The 23,972-nt window shown below is 71.3% G+C and carries 17 protein-coding genes; 7 read left to right on the top strand and 10 right to left on the bottom strand.

Annotated features, from left to right (window positions below; genetic code table 11):
- Positions 1–89 precede the first annotated feature (89 nt).
- The 7 genes from ACIP8Z_RS33210 to ACIP8Z_RS33180 all read right to left on the bottom strand — a co-directional run bounded on the left by ACIP8Z_RS33210 (position 90) and on the right by ACIP8Z_RS33180 (position 9,391).
- Positions 90–806, bottom strand: a complete 717-nt coding sequence (locus tag ACIP8Z_RS33210; protein WP_209494232.1) for an ABC transporter ATP-binding protein — start codon at positions 804–806, stop codon at positions 90–92.
- Complete coding sequence (locus ACIP8Z_RS33205) at positions 803–1,882, bottom strand: ABC transporter ATP-binding protein (protein ID WP_402090026.1); 1,080 nt, start codon at positions 1,880–1,882, stop codon at positions 803–805. Before ACIP8Z_RS33205 ends, ACIP8Z_RS33210 begins: the two co-directional genes overlap by 4 nt.
- A 3-nt stretch (positions 1,883–1,885) precedes the next feature.
- Positions 1,886–3,718, bottom strand: a complete 1,833-nt coding sequence (locus tag ACIP8Z_RS33200; RefSeq protein WP_402090024.1) for a branched-chain amino acid ABC transporter permease — start codon at positions 3,716–3,718, stop codon at positions 1,886–1,888.
- Positions 3,719–3,723: 5 nt separating this feature from the next.
- Positions 3,724–4,653: a branched-chain amino acid ABC transporter permease gene (locus tag ACIP8Z_RS33195; RefSeq protein ID WP_209494229.1), complete on the bottom strand. Its 930-nt coding sequence runs from the start codon at positions 4,651–4,653 to the stop codon at positions 3,724–3,726.
- 116 nt (positions 4,654–4,769) lie between these two features.
- Entirely contained in the window at positions 4,770–5,987 is a 1,218-nt protein-coding gene (locus ACIP8Z_RS33190) for a branched-chain amino acid ABC transporter substrate-binding protein (RefSeq protein WP_402090064.1), read from the bottom strand.
- A gap of 561 nt (positions 5,988–6,548) precedes the next feature.
- Positions 6,549–7,043 carry a hotdog fold thioesterase gene (locus ACIP8Z_RS33185; protein WP_319308554.1) on the bottom strand — a complete coding sequence of 165 codons (495 nt, stop codon included), beginning with the start codon at positions 7,041–7,043 and terminating at the stop codon, positions 6,549–6,551.
- Between the two features lie 65 nt (positions 7,044–7,108).
- Positions 7,109–9,391: an FdhF/YdeP family oxidoreductase gene (locus tag ACIP8Z_RS33180; protein ID WP_402090022.1), complete on the bottom strand. Its 2,283-nt coding sequence runs from the start codon at positions 9,389–9,391 to the stop codon at positions 7,109–7,111.
- A 134-nt stretch (positions 9,392–9,525) separates the two neighbouring features.
- On the opposite strand from ACIP8Z_RS33180, the gene polA reads away from it, so the two are divergent.
- Positions 9,526–12,237 carry a DNA polymerase I gene (polA, locus tag ACIP8Z_RS33175; RefSeq protein WP_402090020.1) on the top strand — a complete coding sequence of 904 codons (2,712 nt, stop codon included), beginning with the start codon at positions 9,526–9,528 and terminating at the stop codon, positions 12,235–12,237.
- 23 nt (positions 12,238–12,260) lie between these two features.
- Here the strand turns inward: polA and ACIP8Z_RS33170 are convergent, their stop codons facing one another.
- On the bottom strand, positions 12,261–13,160 hold the full coding sequence (locus ACIP8Z_RS33170) for a DUF4184 family protein (RefSeq protein ID WP_402090018.1): 900 nt from the start codon (positions 13,158–13,160) through the stop codon (positions 12,261–12,263).
- 281 nt (positions 13,161–13,441) lie between these two features.
- On the opposite strand from ACIP8Z_RS33170, the gene ACIP8Z_RS33165 reads away from it, so the two are divergent.
- From ACIP8Z_RS33165 to ACIP8Z_RS33155, 3 genes are all read left to right on the top strand, one after another.
- Positions 13,442–15,238, top strand: coding sequence for a lytic transglycosylase domain-containing protein (locus ACIP8Z_RS33165; protein ID WP_402090017.1), 1,797 nt, complete (start codon positions 13,442–13,444; stop codon positions 15,236–15,238).
- Positions 15,239–15,502: 264 nt separating this feature from the next.
- The gene (locus ACIP8Z_RS33160) at positions 15,503–15,643 is read left to right on the top strand and encodes an SPW_0924 family protein (protein ID WP_106975990.1); all 141 of its coding nucleotides are present in this window, start codon (positions 15,503–15,505) and stop codon (positions 15,641–15,643) included.
- 10 nt (positions 15,644–15,653) lie between these two features.
- Positions 15,654–16,634: a DUF3068 domain-containing protein gene (locus ACIP8Z_RS33155; protein WP_402090015.1), complete on the top strand. Its 981-nt coding sequence runs from the start codon at positions 15,654–15,656 to the stop codon at positions 16,632–16,634.
- Here ACIP8Z_RS33155 and ACIP8Z_RS33150 read toward each other — a convergent pair.
- Both ACIP8Z_RS33150 and ACIP8Z_RS33145 read right to left on the bottom strand, forming a co-directional pair.
- The gene (locus tag ACIP8Z_RS33150) at positions 16,618–19,290 is read right to left on the bottom strand and encodes an ATP-dependent RNA helicase (protein WP_402090013.1); all 2,673 of its coding nucleotides are present in this window, start codon (positions 19,288–19,290) and stop codon (positions 16,618–16,620) included. The two genes, ACIP8Z_RS33155 and ACIP8Z_RS33150, sit on opposite strands and share 17 nt — an antisense overlap.
- Positions 19,291–19,468: 178 nt before the next feature.
- The gene (locus ACIP8Z_RS33145; RefSeq protein ID WP_402090011.1) at positions 19,469–20,308 is read right to left on the bottom strand and encodes a class I SAM-dependent methyltransferase; all 840 of its coding nucleotides are present in this window, start codon (positions 20,306–20,308) and stop codon (positions 19,469–19,471) included.
- 346 nt (positions 20,309–20,654) lie between these two features.
- Between ACIP8Z_RS33145 and rpsA the strand changes: the two genes are divergently transcribed.
- The 3 genes from rpsA (at position 20,655) to coaE (ending at position 23,944) form a co-directional block, all read left to right on the top strand.
- Positions 20,655–22,169 (top strand): 30S ribosomal protein S1, encoded by a 1,515-nt coding sequence (gene rpsA, locus ACIP8Z_RS33140; RefSeq protein WP_030325237.1) that lies wholly within the window; start codon positions 20,655–20,657, stop codon positions 22,167–22,169.
- Between the two features lie 202 nt (positions 22,170–22,371).
- Positions 22,372–23,310, top strand: a complete 939-nt coding sequence (locus ACIP8Z_RS33135) for a PAC2 family protein (protein WP_402090009.1) — start codon at positions 22,372–22,374, stop codon at positions 23,308–23,310.
- A 31-nt stretch (positions 23,311–23,341) separates the two neighbouring features.
- Complete coding sequence (gene coaE, locus ACIP8Z_RS33130) at positions 23,342–23,944, top strand: dephospho-CoA kinase (RefSeq protein WP_402090007.1); 603 nt, start codon at positions 23,342–23,344, stop codon at positions 23,942–23,944.
- Positions 23,945–23,972: the final 28 nt, after the last annotated feature.

The raw sequence follows: 23,972 nt of genomic DNA, 5'->3' as shown, positions 1-23,972 counted from the left end.
GCCCCGCCCGCCCCGCCGTATGCGTACGGAGAAGGCCCGCCCCACGACTTTGTGGGGCGGGCCTTCTGTCCGTGGTGCCGACCGGTGGGTCAGTCCTCGCCGAGGTACGCCTTGCGGACGGACTCGTCGTGGAGCAGGTTCTGGCCGGTGCCGGAGAGCACGACCTTGCCGATCTCCATCACGTGGCCGTGGTCCGCGAGGGCGAGCGCGGCCTGGGCGTTCTGCTCGACGAGCAGGATGGTGGTGCCCTGGGCCTTGAGCTCGGCGATGGTCGCCATGATCTTCTGCATCATGATCGGCGAGAGACCCATGGAGGGCTCGTCGAGCATGAGCAGCTTGGGCTGGGACATCAGGGCCCGGCCCATGGCGAGCATCTGCTGCTCGCCGCCGGAGAGCGTGCCGGCGGCCTGCTTGCGACGCTCGCCCAGGATCGGGAAGAGGTCGTAGGCGCGCTGGACGTCCTTGGCGATGCCCGCGGTGTCCTTGCGGAGGAAGGCGCCGAGGAGGAGGTTCTCCTCGATCGTCATGCGGGGGAAGATGTGGCGGCCTTCGGGGGAGTGGGCCAGACCCAGCGAGACGATCTTGTGTGCGGGGATCTTGCGGAGGGACTTGCCCTCGAACTTGATCTGGCCGCCTACCGGCTTGAGGAGCCCGGAGAGGGTCCGCAGGGTGGTGGTCTTCCCGGCGCCGTTGGTGCCGATGAGGGTGACGACCTCACCGGCTTCGACGGAGAAGGAGATGCCCTTGACGGCCTCGATCTTTCCGTAGGCGACGCGCAGGTCCTCGACTTCGAGCAGTGCGGTCATGCGTCGTTCTCCTTGCCCGAAGCAGGGTCTTGCGTGGTGTCCTGCGAGGAGGTCTCCTCGGCGGCCGGTGCCTCGTCGGCGGCGGCCTCGGGGGTGTCGGTCGCCGCAGCTGCCTCAGGGGCCTCGGGGGCGTCGTCCTCCGACGGGGTGTCGTCCTCCGACGGCGCGTCCTCGTCGGCGGGCGCGTCCTTGGAGAGGGCGGCCTTCGCGGGAGCCTCCTCCGCGGGAGCCTCCTCCGCAGGGGCCTGCGCCGACGGCGCCTCCTCCGCGACGGGCTCGCCGAGGTACGCGGCGATGACACGCTCGTCGCTCTGGACGGTCTGGCTGTCGCCCTCGATCAGCTTCTGGCCCTGGACGAGTACGGCGACCCGGTCGCAGAGGTTGAAGATGAACCGCATGTCGTGCTCGATGACGAGCACGGCGATGCCCATGTCGCGGATGGCGAAGATGAGTTCCTCCGCCGCGCGGGTCTCCTGCGGGTTCATGCCGGCGGTGGGCTCGTCGAGCAGGATCAGACCGGGGTCGCTCGCGAGGGCGCGGGCGATCTCCAGCTTGCGCTGCTCTCCGTAGGGGAGGTTCTTGGCGAGGTGCTGTGCCTTGTCCTGGAGTCCGATGAACTCCAGGAGCTCCATGGCCCGGTCCGTCGCCTCGGCTTCGGCCTTCTTGAAGCCGGGGAGGCGGAGCAGTGCCGACCAGAGGCCCTGCTTCATGCGGGTGTGTCGTCCGACGAGGACGTTCTCCAGGACCGTCATGTTGTGGAACAGGCGGATGTTCTGGAAGGTGCGGGCGATGCCGGCGTCGGTGACCTTGTAGGACGTGGGCGGCAGGACCTGGCCCTTGTACCGGACCTCGCCCTCGGTGGGGACGTAGAGGCCGGTGAGGCAGTTGAAGAAGGTGGTCTTGCCGGCGCCGTTGGGGCCGATGAGACCGACGATCTCGCCGCTGTTGACGGTCAGGTTCACGTCGCGTACGGCGGTGAGGCCGCCGAAGCGCATCGTGACCCCGCGTGCGTCGAGCACGGCTTCGCCGGCGGTCGGCGCGGCGGTGGCGTCGGCGGTCTTCGTGGTGGTCGTCATGGTTCAGGCACCTGCCTTGGCGAGCGTGGCGGGCGTCTCGTCGTTCTCGTGGAACTCCAGCTGGTTGCGCCGGTTGGCGATCATGCCTTCCGGGCGGAAGCGCATGAGCAGGATCAGTGCGACGCCGAAGGCGAAGAGCTGGTACTCGCCCATGAACTGGAGCTTGTTGGGGATGAGGAAGAGGAGCGAGGCGCCGACCAGCGGGCCGCTCATCGTGCCCATGCCGCCGAGGACGACGGCCGCGAGCAGGAAGGCGGAGTTGGGCGGGATCGGGCCGGCGAAGAGGTACTGCTCCGGGGTCACCGTGTAGGTGACGTGGGCCTGTACGGTGCCGGCGAGGCCGGCGAGGGAGGCGCCGAGGGCGAAGGCGATGAGCTTGACCCGGAAGCCGTTGATGCCCATGGCGAGCGCGGCGGTCTCGTCCTCGCGGATGGCGACCCAGGCGCGGCCGATGCGGGAGTCGCCGCTGCGCCGGAAGACCAGCACGACGACGGCCATGATCAGCAGCATCAGGAAGAAGTAGTTCGCGAAGCGGCCGATGGTGAATCCGGCGATGGAGTGCTCGGCGCCGAAGTCGAACCCGAGGATGTTGAGGTTCGGGATGGACGCGATGCCGTTGGAGCCGTTGGTGATGTCCGGGCCGGAGGTGCCGTCGGTGTTCATGACGGCGATGCGGAAGATCTCACCGAAGCCGAGGGTCACGATGGCGAGGTAGTCGCCGCGCAGGCGCAGGGTGGGGGCGCCGATGAGGACGCCGAAGACCAGGGAGGCTCCGGCGCCGACCAGGATGGCGGCCCAGAAGGGGAAGTGCACGCCGAACGGCGAGGTCGGGGCGCCCGAGACGAGGGCGGCCGCGTAGGCGCCGACGCCGAGGAAGGCGACGTAGCCGAGGTCGAGGAGACCGGCGAGGCCGACGACGATGTTCAGGCCCAGGGCGACCGTGGCGAAGATCAGGATGTAGACGCCGAGCGTCGCGTACTGGTCGTCGGTCTGGGTGAAGGGGAAGAGCGCCGCGGCGGTGAACGCGCCGGCGATGGTGAGGTTCTGGTGCTTCTTGGTGAGCTGCGTGGCCTGCTGCATGAGGCCCGACTTGTTGACCGCGGCGAAGCCGAGGCCGGCCGTGATCAGGAAGCCGAGGAACAGCTCGTCGTACTCGGTGCCGACGCCGTAGGTGAAGACGCCGAGCGCCACGGCGAGGATGCCCGTGATGATCAGGATCTCGACGGAGGAGTGCAGCGGGGGCAGCTTGCGGGCGGGGCCGGTGGCGGCGAAGGCGCCCTTGAAGACCGTCCAGCCGTTGCCGGCGCGGTGCTTGAACTGGTCCCAGGCGGTGTCCTCGGGGTCCACGGGCAGCACCGTGGGCCGCTCGAAGGGGAGGGCGAGGGCGCCGAGGAGGGTGATCAGGGTGGCGAACGCGACGATGGCGCCGCCCGGCTCCAGGTTGACGGGGCCGCCGAGCGAGATGCTGATCGCGGCGACGGTGTACCAGGTGGTGCCGAAGGCGGCGAGTGCGGCGAACTTGACGGCCGCGTCGGCGCCGGCGGGGGTCAGCCAGCGGGTGCCCTTGACGCCGTACGAGGAGAGGGCGAAGACGGCGGTGAGCAGACCGAGCACCAGGACCTGGAGCTGAAGGCCGGCCGGGGAGCCGTAGTAGGTGAGGTCGCCGGGGAAGCTGGGCGTCCAGGTCCAGGAGAGGAAACAGCTGGCGACGGTGAGGACGGCGCCGCCGAGGACGAGGGCGCGGGCGGCCTTGGCCGGCACGAAGCCGATGAGGCCGGTGGCCTCGTCCTGCTTGGTGACCGGTGTTGCCTGGGGGTTCTCGGAGATGGTGGTCATGGTGCTCACGCCCTGTCCGCGACGCGCTCGCCCAGGAGGCCTTGTGGCCGGGCGAGGAGTACGACGATGAGGAGTACGAAGGCCCAGACGTCGGCCCAGGACTGGCCGCCGAGCTGCTCCATACCGGGGATGTGGCTGATGTACGCCGTCGCCATGGTCTCGGCGATACCGAGGACGACTCCGCCGATCATGGCTCCGTAGATGTTGCCGATGCCGCCGAGGACGGCGGCCGTGAAGGCCTTGAGGCCGAGGAGGAAGCCCATCTTGTAGTCGACGACGCCGTACTTGAGGCCGTAGGCGACGGCGCCGACGGCGGCCATCGCGGCGCCGAGGGCGAACGCGATCACGATGATGCGGTCGGTGTTGACGCCCATGAGCTTGGCGGTGTCCGGGTCCTGCGCGGTGGCCTGCATGCCGCGGCCGACGCGGGTGCGCATGACGAAGAAGGCGAGGACGGCCATGCAGATCGGGGCGGCGATCAGGAGGAAGACGTCGCCGGTCTGGATGGTGACCGGGCCGAGTTCGATCGGACCGCCGGGGATCTGCGGGAAGGTCCGGGCGGACTTGGCCTCGGGGTACCAGACCCACACCGCGTACTGCAGGGCGAGCGAGAGACCGATGGCTGTGATGAGGGGGGCGAGGCGTGGGCCACCTCGGAGCGGTCGGTAGGCGAACCGTTCCGCTCCGACGGCTATGGTGGTCGCGACGATCACGGCACCGATGATCATGACGGGCAGTGCGACCCACATGCTGGTGCCGCCGGGCAGGATGAGCCAGACCGTGAGCGCCCCGAAGCCGCCGGTCATGAAGATCTCGCCATGGGCGAAGTTGATGAGCTGGACGATGCCGTAGACCATCGTGTAGCCGACGGCGACGAGCCCGTACATGGATCCCAGTAGCAGGCCGTTGACCAGCTGCTGCGGCAGTTCGTTCACCGCATTGTCCTCCGAGACTTTCGACGGATGTGACACCGCGCGGGGAGCCAGGTGCGGCCCCCCGCGCGGTGAAAGTGGTGCTGAGTGGTGCTGGTGGTGCGGAGTGGAGAGGTTGATCAGCCGCCGAAGGTGTCGGACTTGACCGGCTTGAACGCGCCGCCCTCGACCTTGTAGACGGTCAGCTGCTTGTTGGTGGTGTCACCGAACTCGTCGAAGGAGACCTTGCCGGTCACGCCCTCGAAGGAGACACCCTGCATGGCCTCGACGACCTTGGCGCGCTCGGGGGCCTTGCCGCCGTTGCCCTCGGTGGCCTTCTTGACGGCCTCGATGATCGCCCAGGTGGAGTCGTACGCGTAGCCGCCGTAGGCCTCGTAGGCCTCCTTGTAGCCCTTGGCCTTGTAGTTGGCCAGGAAGTCCTTGGCGGAGGCGAGGGACTCGATCGGCGCGCCGACCGAGGTGGCGATGTCGCCGTCGGTCGCGGCCGCGCCACCGAGCTTCACGTACTCGGGGCTGTAGATCGCGTCGCCGCCGACGACGACGACCTTCGCGCCGGCTTCCTTGATCTGCTTGGCCAGCGGGCCGGCGGCCGGGTACTCGCCACCGTAGTAGACGACGTCGGCGCCGGAGCTCTTCACCTTGGTCGCGACCGCGGAGAAGTCCTTGGTGTCGGGGTTGATGTGCTCGGTGCCGAGGACCTTGCCGCCGAGCTTCTCGAACTCGCCCTTGAAGGTGCCCGCGAGGCCGGCGCCGTAGGTCTTCTTGTCGTCGATGATGAAGGCCTTGGTCTTCTTGGCCTCCTTGAAGACGTACTGGGCGGCGAACGGGCCCTGGATGGCGTCCGTGGTGGCGGTGCGGAAGTAGGACTTGTAGGTCCGCTTCTTGTCGCCGGTGCTCCAGTTGATGCCCTGGCTCAGCGCGGGGTTGGTGTTGGCCGGGGAGACCTGCACCAGCTTCGCGTCGTCGAAGACCTTCTGCATCGACTCGGCGACGGAGGAGTTCAGGGGGCCGACGACGCCGAGGACGCTCTTGTCGGCGACGAACTTGGTGGCGTTCTGCTGGCCGGCGGAGGGCTGCGCCTGGTCGTCCAGGGACTCCAGCTTGAAGGTCACGCCCTTGACGTAGGCCTTCTCGTTGGCGGTCTTGACCGCGAGGTCGGCGGAGTTCTTGATGCCGAGGCCGAGGGCGGACAGCTCGCCGGTGAGGGGCGCGTCGAGACCGATGGTCACGGTGACGTTGCCGCTGTCGCCGTCCTTCGCGGCGCCCTTGTCGTCGCGCGAACCACAGGCGGTGAGGGTGAGTGCTCCCGCGGTGACCGCGGTGGTGAGTATGAGCATCGAACGGTTTCGCACGAAGGGTCCTTTCCCTGGCGCGGCCCCCTCGGATGAGGCGGTGCCGTGAAGCTGCGGAGCGAGGGGTGCCGTTTTGGAACGCCGGGCCGTACTGGGGTTGGTACAGGGCCGTGCAGTAGAACGCGCCCGGCGGCGCGGTGACTGGCGGTGACTCTAAGCGCAGGTGGGGAGGGTCGGGGAGCGCCGAGGACAGGATGTGACTGTCTTGTTATGCCGAGGGGGAAAGAGTGTGCGCGTCGGGTGGGAAAACCGGGGCATAGGGGGCTGTAATGCGGTGTTCACATAGTGAGAACGCGCAGTTCCGCTAAGGGGCTTGAGCGATTCTTGGTACTGACGGTCCGCTCAGCGGACTCTCCGGATATCGGACAACGGCAGAAACCTGAGCGGACGAACCGGCCCCTCCGGTTCGGTCGCCCACCCTCCTTGTGTATGTGACACAGCGTGACGAAACCGGGGGTGGAGGCAGGGCGGGAACGCCGAAGGGGCGGCACCCGCAGGTGCCGCCCCTTGGTCGTGCGTGGCTGGTCAGGCCCTGTATGTCACCGCTCAGGCGTTCGAGGTGTCCGGAATGCTGGACGCGTCCTTCGCGGTGACCTCGCGCAGCAGACACGTCAGTCGCGCCGTGCACACCCGCTTGTCCTGCTCGTCGGTGATCACGATCTCGTACGTGGCCGTGGACCGCCCGCGGTGCACCGGCGTCGCCACACCCGTCACCAGGCCGCTGCGCACCCCGCGGTGGTGGGTGCAGTTCAGGTCGACGCCCACCGCGATCTTCGACACCCCGCCGTGCAGCATCGACCCGATGGACCCGAGCGTCTCCGCGAGCACCGCCGAGGCGCCGCCGTGCAGCAGGCCGTACGGCTGGGTGTTGCCCTCCACGGGCATGGTGCCGACGACCCGCTCGGCGGAGGCCTCCAGGATCTGGACGCCCATCCGGTTGCCGAGGTGCCCGGCCGAGAAGAGCGCCGGGAGGTCGACACCCAGCGCCGCGTACTCGTCGAGGACCTCCTGCGGGAACTTCACGTGCTGCTGCTCACCCATGCCCGGCTCCGTTCGTTTCGTACGTCTTCGTACGGCTGGTCTTCCTGAGCTGCCTGAGCAAACGCTTAGGCGGATGCGGATTCTTCCAGACGGACGATCACGGACTTGCTCGCGGGGGTGTTGCTGACGTCCGCCGTCGACTCCAGCGGCACGAGCACGTTCGTCTCCGGGTAGTAGGCCGCCGCGCACCCCCGGGACGTCGGGTAGTGCACCACCCGGAAGCCGGGCGCCCGCCGCTCGCTGCCGTCCGTCCACTCGCTCACCAGATCCGCGTACGCCCCGTCCGCGAAGCCCAGCGCCGCCGCGTCCTCGGGGTGGACCAGGACGACCCGGCGGCCCCCCTTGATGCCCCGGTAGCGGTCGTCGAGGCCGTAGATCGTGGTGTTGTACTGGTCGTGCGAGCGCAGCGTCTGGAGGAGCAGCCGCCCCTCCGGCACCCTCGGGTACTCCACGGGCGCCGCCGTGAAGTTCGCCTTGCCGGTCTTCGTCGGGAAGCGGCGCTCGTCGCGCGGTCCGTGCGGCAGCCGGAAGCCGCCCGGGTTCGCCGCGAGACGGGCGTTGAAGTTCTCGAAACCGGGCACCACGCGCGCGATGCGGTCCCGGATCGTGGCGTAGTCGGCCTCGAACTCCTCCCAGGGCGTGGCCGATCCGTCGCCGAGGACGGCGCGGGCCATCCGCGCCACGATCGCCGGCTCGGACAGCAGGTGCGGGCTCGCGGGCGGCAGATTGCCCCGCGAGGCGTGCACCTGGCTCATCGAGTCCTCGACCGTCACGAACTGCTTGCCACCCGCCTGCACGTCCTTGTCGGTACGGCCCAGGGTGGGCAGGATCAACGCGCGCGTGCCCGTCACCGCGTGCGAGCGGTTCAGCTTCGTCGAGACGTGGACGGTCAGCCGGGCGCGGCGCATCGCCGCCTCCGTCACCTCCGTGTCGGGCGTCGCCCCCACGAAGTTGCCGCCCATCGCGAAGAACACCTTCGCCTCGCCGTCCCGCAGCGCCTGGATCGACCGGACCACGTCGAAGCCGTGATGGCGCGGCGAGACGATCCCGAACTCCTTGTCCAGGGCGTCGAGGAAGGCGGGCGCGGGCCGCTCGAAGATCCCCATCGTGCGGTCGCCCTGCACGTTCGAATGGCCGCGCACCGGGCACACCCCGGCGCCCGGCCGGCCGATGTTGCCGCGCAGGAGAAGGAAGTTGACCACCTCACGGATGGTCGGCACCGAGTGCTTGTGCTGGGTGAGACCCATCGCCCAGCACACGACGGTCCGCTCCGAGGCGAGCACCATCTCCAGGGCCCGCTCGATCTCGGCACGGTCCAGACCGGTCGCGGCGAGCGTCTCGTCCCAGTCGGCGTCCTTGGCCGCCGCCACGAACTCCTCGTACCCGTGGGTGTGTTCGCGGACGAACTCCTCGTCGACCGCCCCTGCCGTCTCCAGGACCAGCTTGTTCAGGAGCCGGAAGAGGGCCTGGTCGCCGCCGATCCGGATCTGGAGGAAGAGGTCGTTGAGCGCGGCGCCCCTGAGCATGCCCTGCGGGGTCTGCGGGTTCTTGAACCGCTCCAGCCCCGCCTCGGGCAGCGGATTGACCGAGATGATCCGCGCGCCGCCCGCCTTGGCCTTCTCCAGGGCCGAGAGCATGCGCGGATGGTTCGTCCCCGGGTTCTGCCCGGCCACGATGATCAGGTCCGCCCGGTGCAGGTCCTCCAGGGAGACACTGCCCTTGCCGATGCCGATGGTCTCCGTCAGCGCCGACCCCGAGGACTCGTGGCACATGTTGGAACAGTCCGGCAGGTTGTTCGTGCCGAACTCGCGGGCGAACAGCTGGAGCAGGAACGCCGCCTCGTTGCTCGTCCGCCCCGAGGTGTAGAAGAGCGCCTCGTCGGGGGAGGCCAGCGCCCGGAGCTCCTCCGCCAGGATCGCGAAGGCCCGCTCCCAGGTCACCGGCTCGTACCGGTCGCCGCCCTCCGGCAGCAGCATCGGCTCGGTGATCCGGCCCTGCTGGCCCAGCCAGTACCCGCTGCGGGTCGCCAGGTCCGCCAGCGGGTGCGCGGCGAAGAACTCCGGAGTGACCCGGCGCAGCGTCGCCTCCTCGGCGACCGCCTTCGCGCCGTTCTCGCAGAACTCGGCCACATGCCGCTTGTCCTCTTCGGGCCAGGCGCAGCCGGGACAGTCGAAGCCGTCCTTCTGGTTGACCTTGAGCAGGGTCCGCGCGGTGCGCCGCAGCCCCATCTGCTCCTGGGCGATCCGCAGGGTGTGCCCGATGGCGGGCAGCCCGGCGGCGGCGTGCTGCGGCGGCGTGACCTGCGGTGCGTCCTGGACCGGGTCGCCGACCGGCGGCTTGCTGACCATCGCGCTCTCCCTTGAGCGGTAACCCTGCGGCGTACGTCTCCGATCCTGTCACGCGGCGGTGACAGCCCGGCACCCCGCCGGTGCCGACGGGAGGAGTGGGCGGGATTGTCAGTCGTCCGTGGCAGGATCGTCATGTGGCCGAGACAGCATCGAAGAACCCCGCAGACACCCGCCCCCGCCTGCTCCTCATGGACGGGCACTCGCTCGCGTACCGGGCGTTCTTCGCGCTGCCCGCGGAGAACTTCACCACCGCGACCGGACAGCCGACGAACGCGATCTACGGGTTCGCCTCGATGCTGGCGAACACGCTGCGCGACGAGGCGCCCACGCACTTCGCGGTCGCCTTCGACGTGTCCCGCAAGACCTGGCGGTCCGAGGAGTTCCCGGAGTACAAGGCGAACCGCTCCAAGACCCCCGACGAGTTCAAGGGGCAGGTCGAGCTGATCGGCGAGCTCCTCGACGCCATGAACGTGCCGCGGTTCGCCGTCGACGGCTTCGAGGCGGACGACGTCATCGCGACCCTCACCACCCAGGCCGAGGCCGAGGGCTTCGACGTCCGGATCTTCACCGGTGACCGGGACTCCTTCCAGCTGGTCTCCGACCGCACCACCGTGATCTACCCCACCAAGGGCGTCTCCGAGGTCACCCACTTCACCCCGGAGAAGGTCCAGGAGAAGTACGGCCTCACGCCCTCGCAGTACCCCGACTTCGCGGCCCTGCGCGGCGACCCGTCGGACAACCTGCCCGGCATCCCCGGCGTCGGCGAGAAGACCGCCGCCAAGTGGATCAACCAGTTCGGCTCCTTCGACGAGCTCGTCGCGCGCGCCGAGGAGGTCAAGGGCAAGGCCGGCCAGAACTTCCGCGACCACCTGGAGTCGGTCAAGCTCAACCGCCGCCTGACCGCGATGGTCACGGACGTCGAGCTGCCGAAGGGCGTCACGGACCTCGCCCGCGAGCCGTACGACCGCGGGGCGGTCGCCCTCGTCCTCGACACCCTGGAGATCCGCAACCCCTCGCTGCGCGAGCGGCTCCTCGCCGTCGACCCGGGCGCCGCCGAGGACACCGCCCCGGCCCCGGAGGCGGGCGTCGAGATCGACGGAACCGTCCTCGGCGCCGGCGAGCTCGCTCCCTGGCTCGCCGAGCACGGCACCGAGCCCCTCGGCATCGCCACCGTCGACACCTGGGCCCTCGGCACGGGGAACGTCGGCGAGATCGCCCTCGCCGCCGCCGGAGGCGCCGCCGCGTGGTTCGAGCCGAGCGCGCTCGACGAGGCCGACGAGCGCGCCTGGGCCGCCTGGATCGCCGACCCCGACCGGCCGAAGGTCATGCACAACGCCAAGGGCGCCATGCGGGTCTTCCCCGAGCACGGCTGGAGCATCGCGGGCGTCACCATGGACACCGCCCTCGCCGCCTACCTCGTGAAGCCCGGCCGGCGCTCCTTCGCGCTCGACGCGCTCTCCGTCGAGTACCTCCACCGCGAGCTCGCCCCCGCGGCCGCCGCCGACGGCCAGCTCGCCTTCGGCGCCGACGACACCGCCGAGGCCGAGGCCCTCATGACCCAGGCGCGGGCCGTCCTCGACCTCGCCGGGGCCTTCGAGGAGAAGCTCGGCGAGGTCGGCGCCCGCGAGCTCCTCCACGACGTCGAGCTGCCCACCTCCGCCCTCCTCGCCCGCCTGGAGCGGCACGGCATCGCCGCCGACCGCGACCACCTGGAGGCCATGGAGCAGCAGTTCGCCGGGGCCGTGCAGCAGGCGGTGAAGGAGGCGCACGCCTCCGTCGGCCACGAGTTCAACCTCGGCTCGCCCAAGCAGCTCCAGGAGGTCTTCTTCGGCGAGCTGAACCTGCCGAAGACCAAGAAGACCAAGACCGGGTACACCACGGACGCGGACGCGCTCGCCTGGCTGGCCGGCCAGACCGAGCACGACCTGCCCGTGATCATGCTCCGGCACCGCGAGCAGGCCCGGCTGCGCTCCACCGTCGAGGGCCTGATCAAGACGATCGGCGCCGACGGACGCATCCACACCACCTTCAGCCAGACGGTGGCCGCCACCGGGCGCCTCTCCTCCACCGACCCCAACCTGCAGAACGTGCCGGTACGGACGGACGAGGGCCGCGCCATCCGGCACGGCTTCGTCGTCGGCGAGGGCTTCGAGGCCCTCATGACCGCCGACTACAGCCAGATCGAGCTGCGCGTCATGGCCCACCTCTCCGAGGACGAGGGCCTCATCGAGGCCTTCACCTCCGGCGAGGACCTCCACACCACCGTCGCCTCCCAGGTCTTCGGCGTCGAGCGGTCCGCCGTCGACGCCGAGATGCGCCGCAAGATCAAGGCCATGTCGTACGGCCTCGCCTACGGCCTCTCCGCCTTCGGCCTCTCGCAGCAGCTGAACATCGACCCGGGCGAGGCCCGCGGCCTGATGGACACCTACTTCGAGCGCTTCGGCGGGGTGCGGGACTACCTGCGCCGGGTCGTCGACGAGGCCCGCGCCACCGGCTACACCGAGACCATGCTCGGCCGCCGGCGCTACCTGCCCGACCTGAACAGCGACAACCGCCAGCGCCGCGAGGCCGCCGAGCGGATGGCGCTCAACGCCCCGATCCAGGGCACGGCCGCCGACATCGTGAAGGTCGCCATGCTCGGCGTCGACCGGGCACTGACCGAGGCGGGCCTCGCCTCCCGGATGCTCCTCCAGGTCCACGACGAAATCGTGCTCGAACTCGCCCCCGGCGAGCGCGAGCAGGTCGAGGCCCTGGTCCGCGAACAGATGTCGGCCGCGGCCGACCTGCGCGCCCCCCTGGACGTCTCGGTGGGCGTGGGCCACGACTGGGACTCGGCGGCCCACTGACCCACCACGGCGGGCAGGCGCCCCTAGGCTTCGGCGCCTGACCGCACGTCACACGTGCGGCGGTCCCCTTCTCCCGACACCGGGGGAAGGGGCGCCGGAGCCCCCGGCCCCGCGGCGGGCGGCGATCCCAGGAGCCGCGCACCCGCCCCGTACAGCACGAGCCCGACGGCGAGCCCCGCACCGGCCCCGAAGCAGGCCGTCGGAATGACGTCCAGGGGCGTCTCGATCCGGTCCCAGCCCCAGTACGCGGCCCAGCGCAGCACCCGGTGGGCCATCCCGGCGAGGACGCAGCCGCCGATGAGCCCCGCGGCGAGCAGCCGCCCGCGTCGGCCCGGAACCCGTACCCCGGCCGGCAGGTCCACGCCCGCGGCGGAGCGGAGCGCCCGCACCGTGAACCACACCAGGAGCCCGAGGGCCAGCGCCGAACCCCCGTACTGCGCGTAGAGATAGACGGGGAACCCGGCCACGACGTCACCGAGGACCGGGATCGCCCGGGTCCCCCAGCGGTCCAGGTGGGTGAAGGAGTCCCACACGACATGGGTCGTCGAGCCGACGACCGCGGAGAGGCCGAACCACCCGGCGAGCACGGCCGGGTGCCGGTCCCGCCAGACACCGCCCCGGACGAGCCCGTACACCCGCCCGCGCCACCGGGCGGGCAGCAGTACGACGAGCGGCTCACGGACGGTCAGCCACAGGGCCACCAGCATCGCGGTGATCAGGACGTCGACCGTGACGATTCCGACGGCGGAGTGGGTGACGTCCCCGAAGACCATCGCCTCGGGGAAGGCCGTCGCCGCGAAATAGGTCATGTCGGGCGCGAAGGAGCCCGCGACGAGAGCGGACGCGACCAGCGGTCCGCGCGCGGTGCCGTTCCGGCGCAGTCCGGGCAGCACGGCAGCGGCATGGCTCAGCGTGAACGGCAACGGGTGTTCCCCCAGGTTCCGGTGGCGACGGCCGCAGTACGTCATCGGCCGCAGTGCAAGAGGTGTTCGACCCTCCGCCCGGTTCCCGCCCGGCGGCGCCGTGCCCTCCGCCCCGGTCGCTCTCCGTGTCCGACCTGGGAAGTCGTCAGGCAGCCGAGAGGTGACGAAAGCGTGAAAGGCGGTCAGGCGCCGGTGCCCGGTGGGCCGGAGTTGGCATAGGGTCGCCAGAGGTCTCGCGCGGGGAGCACGGGACCTCAGTCGAGGGGGAAGGGACCACGGACATGTCAGCGCACTTGGGCCGCAGGCTGCGCAAGGGGGCCACCAGCGGTGCGGTGGTGGCCGCGGCGGTCGCCGCGCTCGCCGCCTCACAGGCGCCGGAGATGACCCCGCCGCCCACCGACAACGCCGGCGGAGACCGGGCCATCGGCGCCGGGGACACCGCGTCGCCCTCCGGCGACGGCTCCGCCACCGGTAACTCGCCGTACTACACGGAACTGCCGCCGCTGAACCCGCCGAGCAACCCCGGGCTGCCCGCCGCCAAGCTGCCGGTGATCACCGGGCCCGCCCAGGCCGGCATACCCGCGTCGGTGCTCGCCGCCTACCAGCGTGCGGAGCAGTCGATCCGCTCGACCGCCCCCGGCTGCAACCTGCCCTGGCAGCTGCTCGCCGGCATCGGCAAGGTCGAGTCCGGACAGGCGAGCGGCGGCCGGGTCGACGCGAACGGCACCACCCTCACGCGGATCCTCGGCCCCGTCCTCGACGGCGTCGGATTCGCCAAGATCTCGGACACCGACGGCGGCGCCTTCGACGGCGACCGCACCCACGACCGCGCCGTCGGCCCGATGCAGTTCATCCCGTCCACCTGGGCCACCTGGGGCCAGGACGCGAACAGCGACGGGAAGAAGGACCCCAACAACATCTACGACGCCGCGCAGGCCGCCGGTCTCTACCTCTGCGCCAACGACCGCAACCTCGCGCTCAAGGCCGACCTCGACCGCGCGATCCTCAGCTACAACCGCTCGACGGAGTACCTGAACACGGTCATGTCGTGGTTCGAGTTCTACCGGCGCGGCACCCACCAGGTCCCGGACGGCACGGGAGTGCTGCCGGTCGACCGCAGCGACGGCCGGGGCCAGGACAACCGCCCCCTCCCCACCTCGCCGGCCCCGACGACCCCCGCGCCGAAGCCGTCCGGGACGGGCACGCCGAAGCCCGATCCCACGAAGCCGGGCGGGCCTTCGGCCACCAAGCCGCCGACGAAGCCGACCCCGCCGTTGAAGCCCCCGGTCACGCCGCCGACGAAGCCGACCGTTCCGCCGACCGTGCCGCCGGCCGTCAAGGTCGCGCGCCTCGCGGCCGTCACCTCCGGCCCTCTCACCGCGACCACCGAGAGCGCCTTCACCAAGTCCCCGACGGTCGCGGCGCTCGACGCCGCGGGCGCGCCGATCACGGGTGTGAGCATCCGCTTCGAGATCACCGGCACCACCGACACCCGCTTCTCCGGCGGCGCGACGACCGCGACCGTCACCACGGGCTCGGCCGGCATCGCCGCCGCCCCCACCCTGCGGGCGGGCGAGAAGACCGGGTCGTTCACGGTCAAGGCCACCGTCGTGGGCCGCGGCATGGACGCGACCGCGTTCGCCGCGACCGTCACCGCTCGGCAGGCGGACGCCCTCGCCCGGGTCGGCGGCGACCCGCTGTCGGCCGCCACCGGCACCACGTTCGGCCAGTCCGTACAGGTCAAGGCCACCGACAAGGGCGCGCTCGCCCCCGGTGTGCTCGTCACGGTCGTGATCGCCGACGCCGCGGGCACCACGGAGGGCACCGGCGGCCCGTCCTTCAAGGACGGGGTCCGTACGCTCGTCCTGAAGACGGACGAGAACGGCCTCATCTCGCTGCCGGAGATCCTCGCGGGCGACAAGGCCGGTGAGTTCGTGCTCCGCCTCACCGCGCCCGGCGGAGGCGACGCGGAGATCAAGCTGACGGTCACCGCGCCCACCGCGACCCCGAGCCCGACCCCGGAGCCGACCTCCTCCGGCACCGGCTCGCCGGAGGCCTCCCCCTCGCCCTCGGCCTGACCCACCCGCGCCTCCCCTTCTCCCCACGCGCCGCCCCTCCGCCCCCACCGGGCGGGGGAGCGGCGCTTCGCGTTCCCCGGGCGGGCGATCGGCGCCTTGTGTCTCCCGGGCGGGCGCGCGGCCTCACGGGGAGGTCGCGGCGGGGGAGTGGCACCGGGATCCCCGGGCAGGGTGGGGCGGTGCAACGTGTTCTCATCTCGCGGTCGCGTTGCTACGGTGCCCCCGCCCTGACGACCTATCAGATCGCATCCCGGGAGGCCGACCATGCGCGCCCTCGTCGCCGCCGCCATCGGACTCGCCCCAGTCCTCCTCTTCGTCCTCCTCGTCTCCGTGGTCGATCTGCCGCCCGACGGGCCCACCTCGCCCAAGCCCCTGCTGACCGCCGATCCCGGCCCCAAGAAGTAAGGGGCCGACCGTGCGCCGCCGAGCCAGCCTCGTCCTCCTCGCCCTCGCCGTCTTCTGCGTCGCGATGGCCCCGACCCTGCGCTGGTACGCCTTCCCCCGCCTGGCGAAGATCCCGCCGAACCAGTACCAGGAGACCGTCCTGGAGGCGCAGCCCGCGACCCTGCTCAACTACTCCACGCTCAAGGCGGAGAAGGTCGACAAGATCACGATCATCCAGACCCTCAAGGGCAACGTGGAGGAGTCGAAACGCATCGAACGCGACGCCGGGCGCGACGTCGTCGTCTGGGACGCCCTCGCCTACATAGCGGGCCCCGACGGCAAGATGGTCTCCAAGGTCCCCGAGCGGTACATCTTCGACGCCCACACCCAGGACCCCGTCAACGCCACCGGCGAATCCGTCGACGGCGACCCGGTCCGCCGAGAGGGCATCGAGTTCAAGTGGCCCTTCCTCACCGAGAAGCGGGACTACCAGTACTTCGACGCCCAGACCCGCAGCTCGTCCCCCATCCACTACAAGGGCACCCGCACCTTCCGGGGCATGGAGGTCTACTACTTCGAGCAGACCATCCCCTGGACCAAGGTCCCCATGCCCAAGACCATGCCGGTCAAGATCCCGCCGGAGGTCATCGCCGAATCCGGACTCACCCGCTGGTACACCACCAAGCGGATGTTCTGGATCGAGCCCGTCACCGGCGCCCCGGTGAACGGCGAGGAGATCCACAAGGAGGAGCTCCGCAACGCCAGGACGCTGATGGGCGTCGACACCCTCACCGTCTTCGAGGGCCATGTGAAGATGCGCGAGGACTACATCCGGAGCGTCGGCGAGATGGTCGCCTCCAACCGCCTCACGGTCCTCCTCCTCGTCTCCTACGTCCCGTGGAGCCTCACCTTCCTCGCGCTGCTCCTCCTCGCCCTCGCGCTCTGGCTGGAGGCCCGCTCCCGCCGCCCCGCACCGCAGCCCGCCGCCGTCCCGCTCACCCCTCCCGTCTGAGCCGCGCGCTCGTGAACCGGGTCGCCTCCGCCGCGGCAGGGTCCTCGGGCCACGGATGCTTCGGATACCGCCCCCTCAGCTCCGCCCGCACGGACCGGTAGCCGTCCCGCCAGAACGACGCCAGGTCGGCGGTGACCGCCGCCGGCCGCCCGGCGGGGGAGAGGAGATGGACGAGCACCGGGACCCCCGCCACCCGAGGCGTCTCCGCGAGCCCGAACATCTCCTGCAGCTTCACCGCGAGCACCGGCCGCTCACCGCCGTACTCCACCCGGATCCGCGAGCCGCTCGGCACCTCGATCCGCTCCGGCGCCAGCTCACCCAGCCGGCCCGCCTCGCCCGACGCCCAGGGCAGCAGCCGCCGCAGTGCCTCACCGGCGTCGATCCGGCCCAGATCGGCGCGCCGCGCGGCCCGGGACAGCTCCGGCTCCAGCCACTCCCCGGCCCGCTCCACCAGCGCCGCGTCCGCCACGTCCGGCCAGGGTTCCCCCACCTCCCGGTGCAGGAAGGCGAGCCGGGCACGCAGCTCCCCGGCCTCCCGGCTCCACCGCAGCAGCCCGAGCCCCTCGCGCCGCAGCCCGTCGAGCAGTGCCGCCCGCACGAGCGCGGGCTCCGCCTTCGCCCCCAGCGGCCGTACCGTCAGCTCGACCGCGCCGAGCCGGTCCACCGACCGCGCGACCACGTCCCCGTCCTCCCAGTGGACCTCCTCGCCGGTGGACCGCAGATGCCCGGCCGCCCGCCGCGCCATGTCCTCGTCCACCACCGCCGCCAGCCGCACCCGCGCCGTCGCGTCCCGCGCCGTACGGTCCGCCACCGCCACGGCCAGCCACGGGGTGGCCCGCAGCCCGGAACCCTCACCGAGCCGCGCCCCGCTCCCCGACACCATCAGATAGCCGCCCTGCTCCCGCGCCCTCGCCACCCGCTCGGGAAAGGCGAGCGCCGTCACCAGACCGGCCACCGCGTCGTCCCCGGTCGCCGGCCCCGCCGAAACCCCGGCGCCGGAGAGGCGCGCCGAAGCCCCCGAAGCCCCGGCGCCGGAGAGGCGCCCCGAAGCATTCGCAGTCCGCGGGGCTCCCGAAGCCTCCGAGGCCCCAGCGGTCCCCGAGGCCCCCGAAGCGCCGCCGCCCGCCACCCCCGCCGCCGACCGCTCCAGTCGGCGGGCCTCCGCCTTCCACCGGGCGCCGTACCCGTCGGCGCCCCGGCGGGCGGCGCGCCAGGCGGCCGCCAGGTCGTCCCCGTAGTCGCGCGGCGGCTCCTCGCTGAGCAGCGCCACCACCTCCGCCGCCCGCCGTACCCCGACCTCCGGCGCGCCGTCCAGGAGCGCACGGCCGAGCCGGGGATGGAGACCGAGCCGGGACATCCGTACCCCTCGGTCGGTGGCCCGCCCGGCCTCGTCCACGGCTCCGATCGAGCCGAGGACCGACCGCGCCGCCGTCATCGCCCCGGCGGGCGGCGCGTCGAGCAGCGCGAGCCCCTCCGCCGTCGGGACGCCCCAGCAGGCCGCCCGCAGGGCGAAGTCCGCCAGGTCGGCGACCTTGATCTCCGGCGACGGGAAGCGCGGCCTGCCCCCGTCGCTCGCCTCCGCCCAGCAGCGGTACACGAACCCGAAGGCCTCACGGCCCGCCCGGCCCATGCGCTGGGTCGCCGTCGCCTCCGAGACCGTCACCGTCGCCAGCGAGCCGAGACCGCGGGCGTGGTCCATCCGGGGCTCACGGGCCAGACCCGAGTCCACGACGATCCGCACCCCTGGCACCGTCAGGCTGGACTCCGCCACCGAGGTCGCGAGCACCACCCGCCGCCGCCCGCCCGGCTCCGTACCGCGCAGCACCGCGTCCTGCACCGCCGCGGGCGCCCGCCCGTGCAGCTGGAGCACCTCCGCGTCGACATCCGCCAGCATCCCGGCCGTCCGCGCGATCTCCCCCGTGCCCGGAAGGAAACAGAGGACGTCCCCCTCGTGCCGCTCCAGCGCCAGCCGGACCGTCGCGGCGACGTGCCGCAGCAGCGCCGGATCCACCCAGGTGCCGTGGGCCGGCCGGATGCCCGACGGCGGTGCCTCGAAGAAGACCCGGCAGCCGTGGCCCTCGCCCCTGCTCCACACCACCGGGGCGGGCCCGCCGCCTTCCAGGACCGTGAGGAGATCCGCCCAGGCCGCCGCGTCGCTGGTCGCCGACGCGGCGATCAGCCTCAGCTCCGGCCGCAGGGTGGCCCGCACGTCCACCAGGAAGGCCATCGCCGTGTCGGCGTCCAGATGCCGCTCATGGCACTCGTCGAGCAGCACCACGTCGACACCCGCAAGCTCCGGATCGCGCTGGAGCCGCTGGAGCAGAATGCCCGTGGTCACCACCTCGACCCGGGTCGCGGGGCCGGTCCGCCGCTCGCCGCGCACCGAGAAGCCGACCGTGCCGCCGGCCTCCTCGCCCAGCAGCCACGCCATCCGCCGGGCCGCCGCCCGCACCGCCATCCGCCGCGGCTCGGCCACCAGGACCCGACGCCGCGGTCCCTCCCCTATGAGACCGGCGAGCGCGAGCGGCACCAGCGTCGTCTTGCCCGTGCCGGGAGGCGCGGACAACACGGCCGTACCGCGCCGGTCGAGCGCGGCCAGCAGCTCGGGGACGGCATGGCGGACGGGGAGACGGTCGAGAGCGTCGTTTCGGATCACGCACTCAGTCTCGTACGAGGCGCGAAAAAGGTGGGCCCCGTTGTCCACAGGACCCACCCATAAATAGGACAAGCGTGGTGCGGCTAGTCCCGCACGCTCACTCCGCGCGACTGGTCCCGCACGCTCACTCCGCGCGACTGGTCCCGCACGCTCACTCCGCGCGACTGGTCCCGCACGCTCACTCCGCGCGCTCGCAGACGAAGATCGCCGTGCCCGGGATCAGATTCCCCCGCAGCGGGGACCAGCCGCCCCACTCCTGGCTGTTCCACGCCGGCCACTCCGGCTCGACCAGGTCGAGCAGACGGAAGCCGCCGGCCACCACGTCCCGCACCCGGTCGCCGATCGTCCGGTGGTGCTCCACGTACACCGCCCGCCCCTGCTCGTCCTGCTCCACATAAGGGGTGCGGTCGAAGTAGGAGGCCGCGACCGAGAGGCCCTCGGGACCGGGCTCGTCCGGGAACGCCCAGCGGATCGGATGCGTCACCGAGAAGACCCACCGGCCGCCGGGCCGCAGCACCCGCCGCACCTCCCGGAACACCTTCACCGGGTCGGCGACGAACGGCACCGCTCCGTACGCCGAGCACGCCAGGTCGAAGGAACTGTCCTTGAACGGCAGGTCACCGGCGTCCGCCTCCACCAGCGGCACGTCCCCGCCGATCCGCAGCGCGTGCTGGAGCTGGCGGTGCGAGAGGTCGAGGGCCACCGGCCGCGCCCCCTGCGCCGCCAGCCAGCGCGAGCACTGCGCCGCGCCCGCCCCGATCTCCAGGACGTCGAGGCCCTTCAGCGAGGCGGCCGGCCCGAGGAGCCCTGCCTCGGCCTCGTCGAGCCCCTCCGGACCCCAGACGAACCGGTCGTCGCCCAGGAACGATCCGTGATCGCTCTGGTACTCGTCGGCGTTCCTGTCCCACCAGCCGCGGCTCGCCCGGCTGCTCTCCGCGTCCCCCGCGTCACGCCGGGTCGCCTCCGCCTCCTCCTCGGCCGAGGAGGAGGGGACTTCCTGTTCGTACTCTTGGTTCATCTCGCCCGCCGATGTAGTTTGCGCTCAGTGCCGCTGTGCGCGGATCCCGCCGATGAGGCGTGGAAGGACACGAGTTGGTGCCGGAGTTGAGTAGATCTGCCCCGGGTGCGCGCTTCGCGCATTGACCCTGTCCGGCCGCCCCCGTATGCTAAAGGTTGCGCTGCGGGCCTGCGCGCCTCAGACGGAGCAGGCCGCGCTCGTACCTGTTGTATGTCCCCTCGGTTTTCGAGGCTCCTCCCGTTCGCGGGAAGGGGGCCTCATTGGCTGTCCGGCTTCTTGGTGCGATACGGGCTCTCGGCGTAGCAGTACCTACGACTTTCTGTCCGTAACCGGAGCCCTTTCCCACATGACGAGCAGCACCGAGACCACCGCCACCAGCACCACCCCGCAGGTTGCGGTCAACGACATCGGTAACGAGGAAGCCTTCCTCGCCGCGATCGACGAGACGATCAAGTACTTCAACGACGGCGACATCGTCGACGGCGTCATCGTGAAGGTCGACCGGGACGAGGTCCTGCTCGACATCGGTTACAAGACCGAAGGTGTCATCCCGAGCCGCGAGCTCTCGATCAAGCACGACGTCGACCCGAACGAGGTCGTCAAGGTCGGCGACGAGATCGAAGCCCTTGTTCTCCAGAAGGAGGACAAGGAAGGCCGCCTGATCCTCTCGAAGAAGCGTGCCCAGTACGAGCGCGCCTGGGGCACCATCGAGAAGATCAAGGAAGAGGACGGCATCGTCACCGGTACCGTCATCGAGGTCGTCAAGGGTGGTCTCATCCTCGACATCGGCCTCCGTGGCTTCCTGCCGGCCTCCCTCGTCGAGATGCGTCGCGTCCGCGACCTCCAGCCCTACGTGGGCAAGGAGCTCGAGGCGAAGATCATCGAGCTGGACAAGAACCGCAACAACGTGGTCCTGTCCCGCCGCGCCTGGCTGGAGCAGACCCAGTCCGAGGTTCGCCAGACCTTCCTCACGACCCTCCAGAAGGGTCAGGTCCGCTCCGGCGTCGTGTCCTCGATCGTCAACTTCGGTGCCTTCGTGGACCTGGGTGGCGTCGACGGCCTCGTGCACGTCTCCGAGCTGTCCTGGAAGCACATCGACCACCCCTCCGAGGTTGTCGAGGTCGGCCAGGAGGTCACCGTCGAGGTTCTCGACGTGGACATGGACCGCGAGCGTGTCTCCCTGTCGCTGAAGGCGACGCAGGAGGACCCGTGGCAGCAGTTCGCCCGGACCCACCAGATCGGTCAGGTCGTCCCGGGTAAGGTCACCAAGCTGGTTCCGTTCGGTGCGTTCGTCCGCGTGGACGAGGGCATCGAGGGTCTGGTCCACATCTCCGAGCTGGCCGAGCGCCACGTGGAGATCCCGGAGCAGGTCGTCCAGGTCAACGACGAGATCTTCGTCAAGGTCATCGACATCGACCTCGAGCGTCGTCGCATCAGCCTCTCGCTGAAGCAGGCCAACGAGTCCTTCGGTGCCGACCCGGCCTCGGTCGAGTTCGACCCGACCCTGTACGGCATGGCCGCGTCCTACGACGACCAGGGCAACTACATCTACCCCGAGGGCTTCGACCCCGAGACCAACGACTGGCTCGAGGGCTTCGAGACCCAGCGCGAGGCCTGGGAGACCCAGTACGCCGAGGCGCAGGCTCGTTTCGAGCAGCACCAGGCTCAGGTCATCAAGTCCCGCGAGGCCGACGAGGCCGCCGCTGCCGAGGGCGCTGCCGCCCCGGCCGCCGGTGGCAACGCCGGTGCGGGCATCTCGGGTGGTTCGTACTCCTCGGAGTCGGACGACAACTCCGGCGCCCTGGCGTCGGACGAGGCGCTCGCCGCCCTGCGCGAGAAGCTGGCCGGCGGCCAGAGCTGAACAGGCTCTCCGCTGAGCGCTAGCCGCTAGCGAATCGAGGCCCGCTCCCCTTCGGGGGAGCGGGCCTCGGTCATGTTCCGGCGCCTTCCGCGGCCCCTCCTCCCCGCCCGGAAGCCCCCGCCCGTACGGAAGATCGCGCCGTCCGGGAATGGCGTCGCCGCGCGAGACGTTTCCAGAGAGAACACGAGGAGGAGCGGTAATCGTGCTTGATCCCCAGGATTTGTACGCATGGGACGCCAAAGGCCTGGCCGTCGTCGACCTGGCACTGGCGCAGGAGTCGGCCGGGCTGGTCATGCTGTACCACTTCGACGGATACATCGACGCGGGGGAGACCGGTGAGCAGATCATCGAGGGCCTGCTCGACACCCTGCCCCACCAGCTCGTGGCCCGTTTCGACCACGACCGGCTCGTGGACTACCGCGCCCGCCGCCCGCTGCTGACCTTCCGGCGCGACCGCTGGACCGCGTACGAGACGCCGTCCATCGAGGTCCGCCTCGTGCAGGACGCCACCGGCGCCCCCTTCCTCGTCCTCTCCGGCCCGGAGCCGGACGTCGAGTGGGAGCGGTTCGCCGCCGCCGTCCGGCAGATCATCGAGCGCCTCGGCGTGCGCCTCTCCGTGAACTTCCACGGCATCCCCATGGGTGTGCCGCACACCCGGCCCGTCGGCCTCACGCCGCACGGCAGCCGTACCGACCTCATGCCGGGCCACCGCAGCCCCTTCGACGAGGCGCAGGTCCCCGGCAGCGCCGAGGCCCTCGTCGAGTACCGGCTCACCGAGTCCGGCCACGACACGCTCGGTGTCGCCGCGCACGTCCCGCACTACGTCGCCCGCTCCCCGTACCCGGACGCGGCGCTGACCGCGCTGGAGGCCGTGACGGCCGCCACCGGCCTGGTCCTCCCCGCCGTCGCGCACGCGCTGCGGACCGAGGCCCGTCGCACCCAGACCGAGATCGACCGCCAGATCGGCGAGGGCGACGAGGAGCTGGTCGCCCTCGTGCAGGGCCTTGAGCACCAGTACGACGCGGTGGCCGGCGCGGAGACCCGCGGCAGCCTGGTCGCCGAACCCGTCGACCTGCCGTCGGCGGACGAGCTGGGCCGCGAGTTCGAGCGCTTCCTCGCCGAGCGGGAGGGCGACTCCTGACCCGCCAGGGGCAGGCCCTAAGCTGCCGCTCATGCTGAAGGTGGGCCTGACCGGCGGGATCGGCGCCGGCAAGAGCGAAGTGTCACGGCTGCTCGTCTCGTACGGGGCCGTGCTGATCGACGCGGACCGGATCGCCCGCGAGGTCGTCGAGCCCGGCACACCGGGGCTCGCGGCCGTCGTGGAGGCCTTCGGGGAGGACGTCCTCACCGCGGAGGGGACGCTCGACCGGCCGAAGCTCGGCTCCATCGTGTTCGCCGACGCCGACCGTCTCGCCACCCTCAACGCCCTCGTGCACCCACTGGTCGGCGCCCGGTCGGCGGAGCTGGAGAGCAGGGCGGGCGCGGGGGACGTCGTCGTCCACGACGTACCCCTGCTCACCGAGAACGGGCTCGCGCCGCTGTACGACCTGGTCGTGGTCGTGGACGCCTCCCCGGAGACCCAGCTCGACCGGCTCGTACGACTCCGGGGCATGGCCGAGTCCGAGGCACGGGCCCGGATGTCCGCCCAGGCCACGCGCGCGCAGCGGCTGGCCGTCGCGGATCTCGTGATCGACAACGACGGGCCGCTCGACGCGCTCGAACCGCAGGTGCGGAAGGTCTGGGACGAGCTGGAGCGCCGCGCGTCGGTGGAATGAGGGTGCCGGGTCCGGTGTTCAACCACCC

The organism is Streptomyces sp. NPDC088553 (assembly GCF_044752965.1).
Classification (GTDB): Bacteria; Actinomycetota; Actinomycetes; order Streptomycetales; family Streptomycetaceae; genus Streptomyces.
Note: the sequence above shows the minus strand (reverse complement) of the source record. Positions and strands in the feature narration are given on the sequence as shown.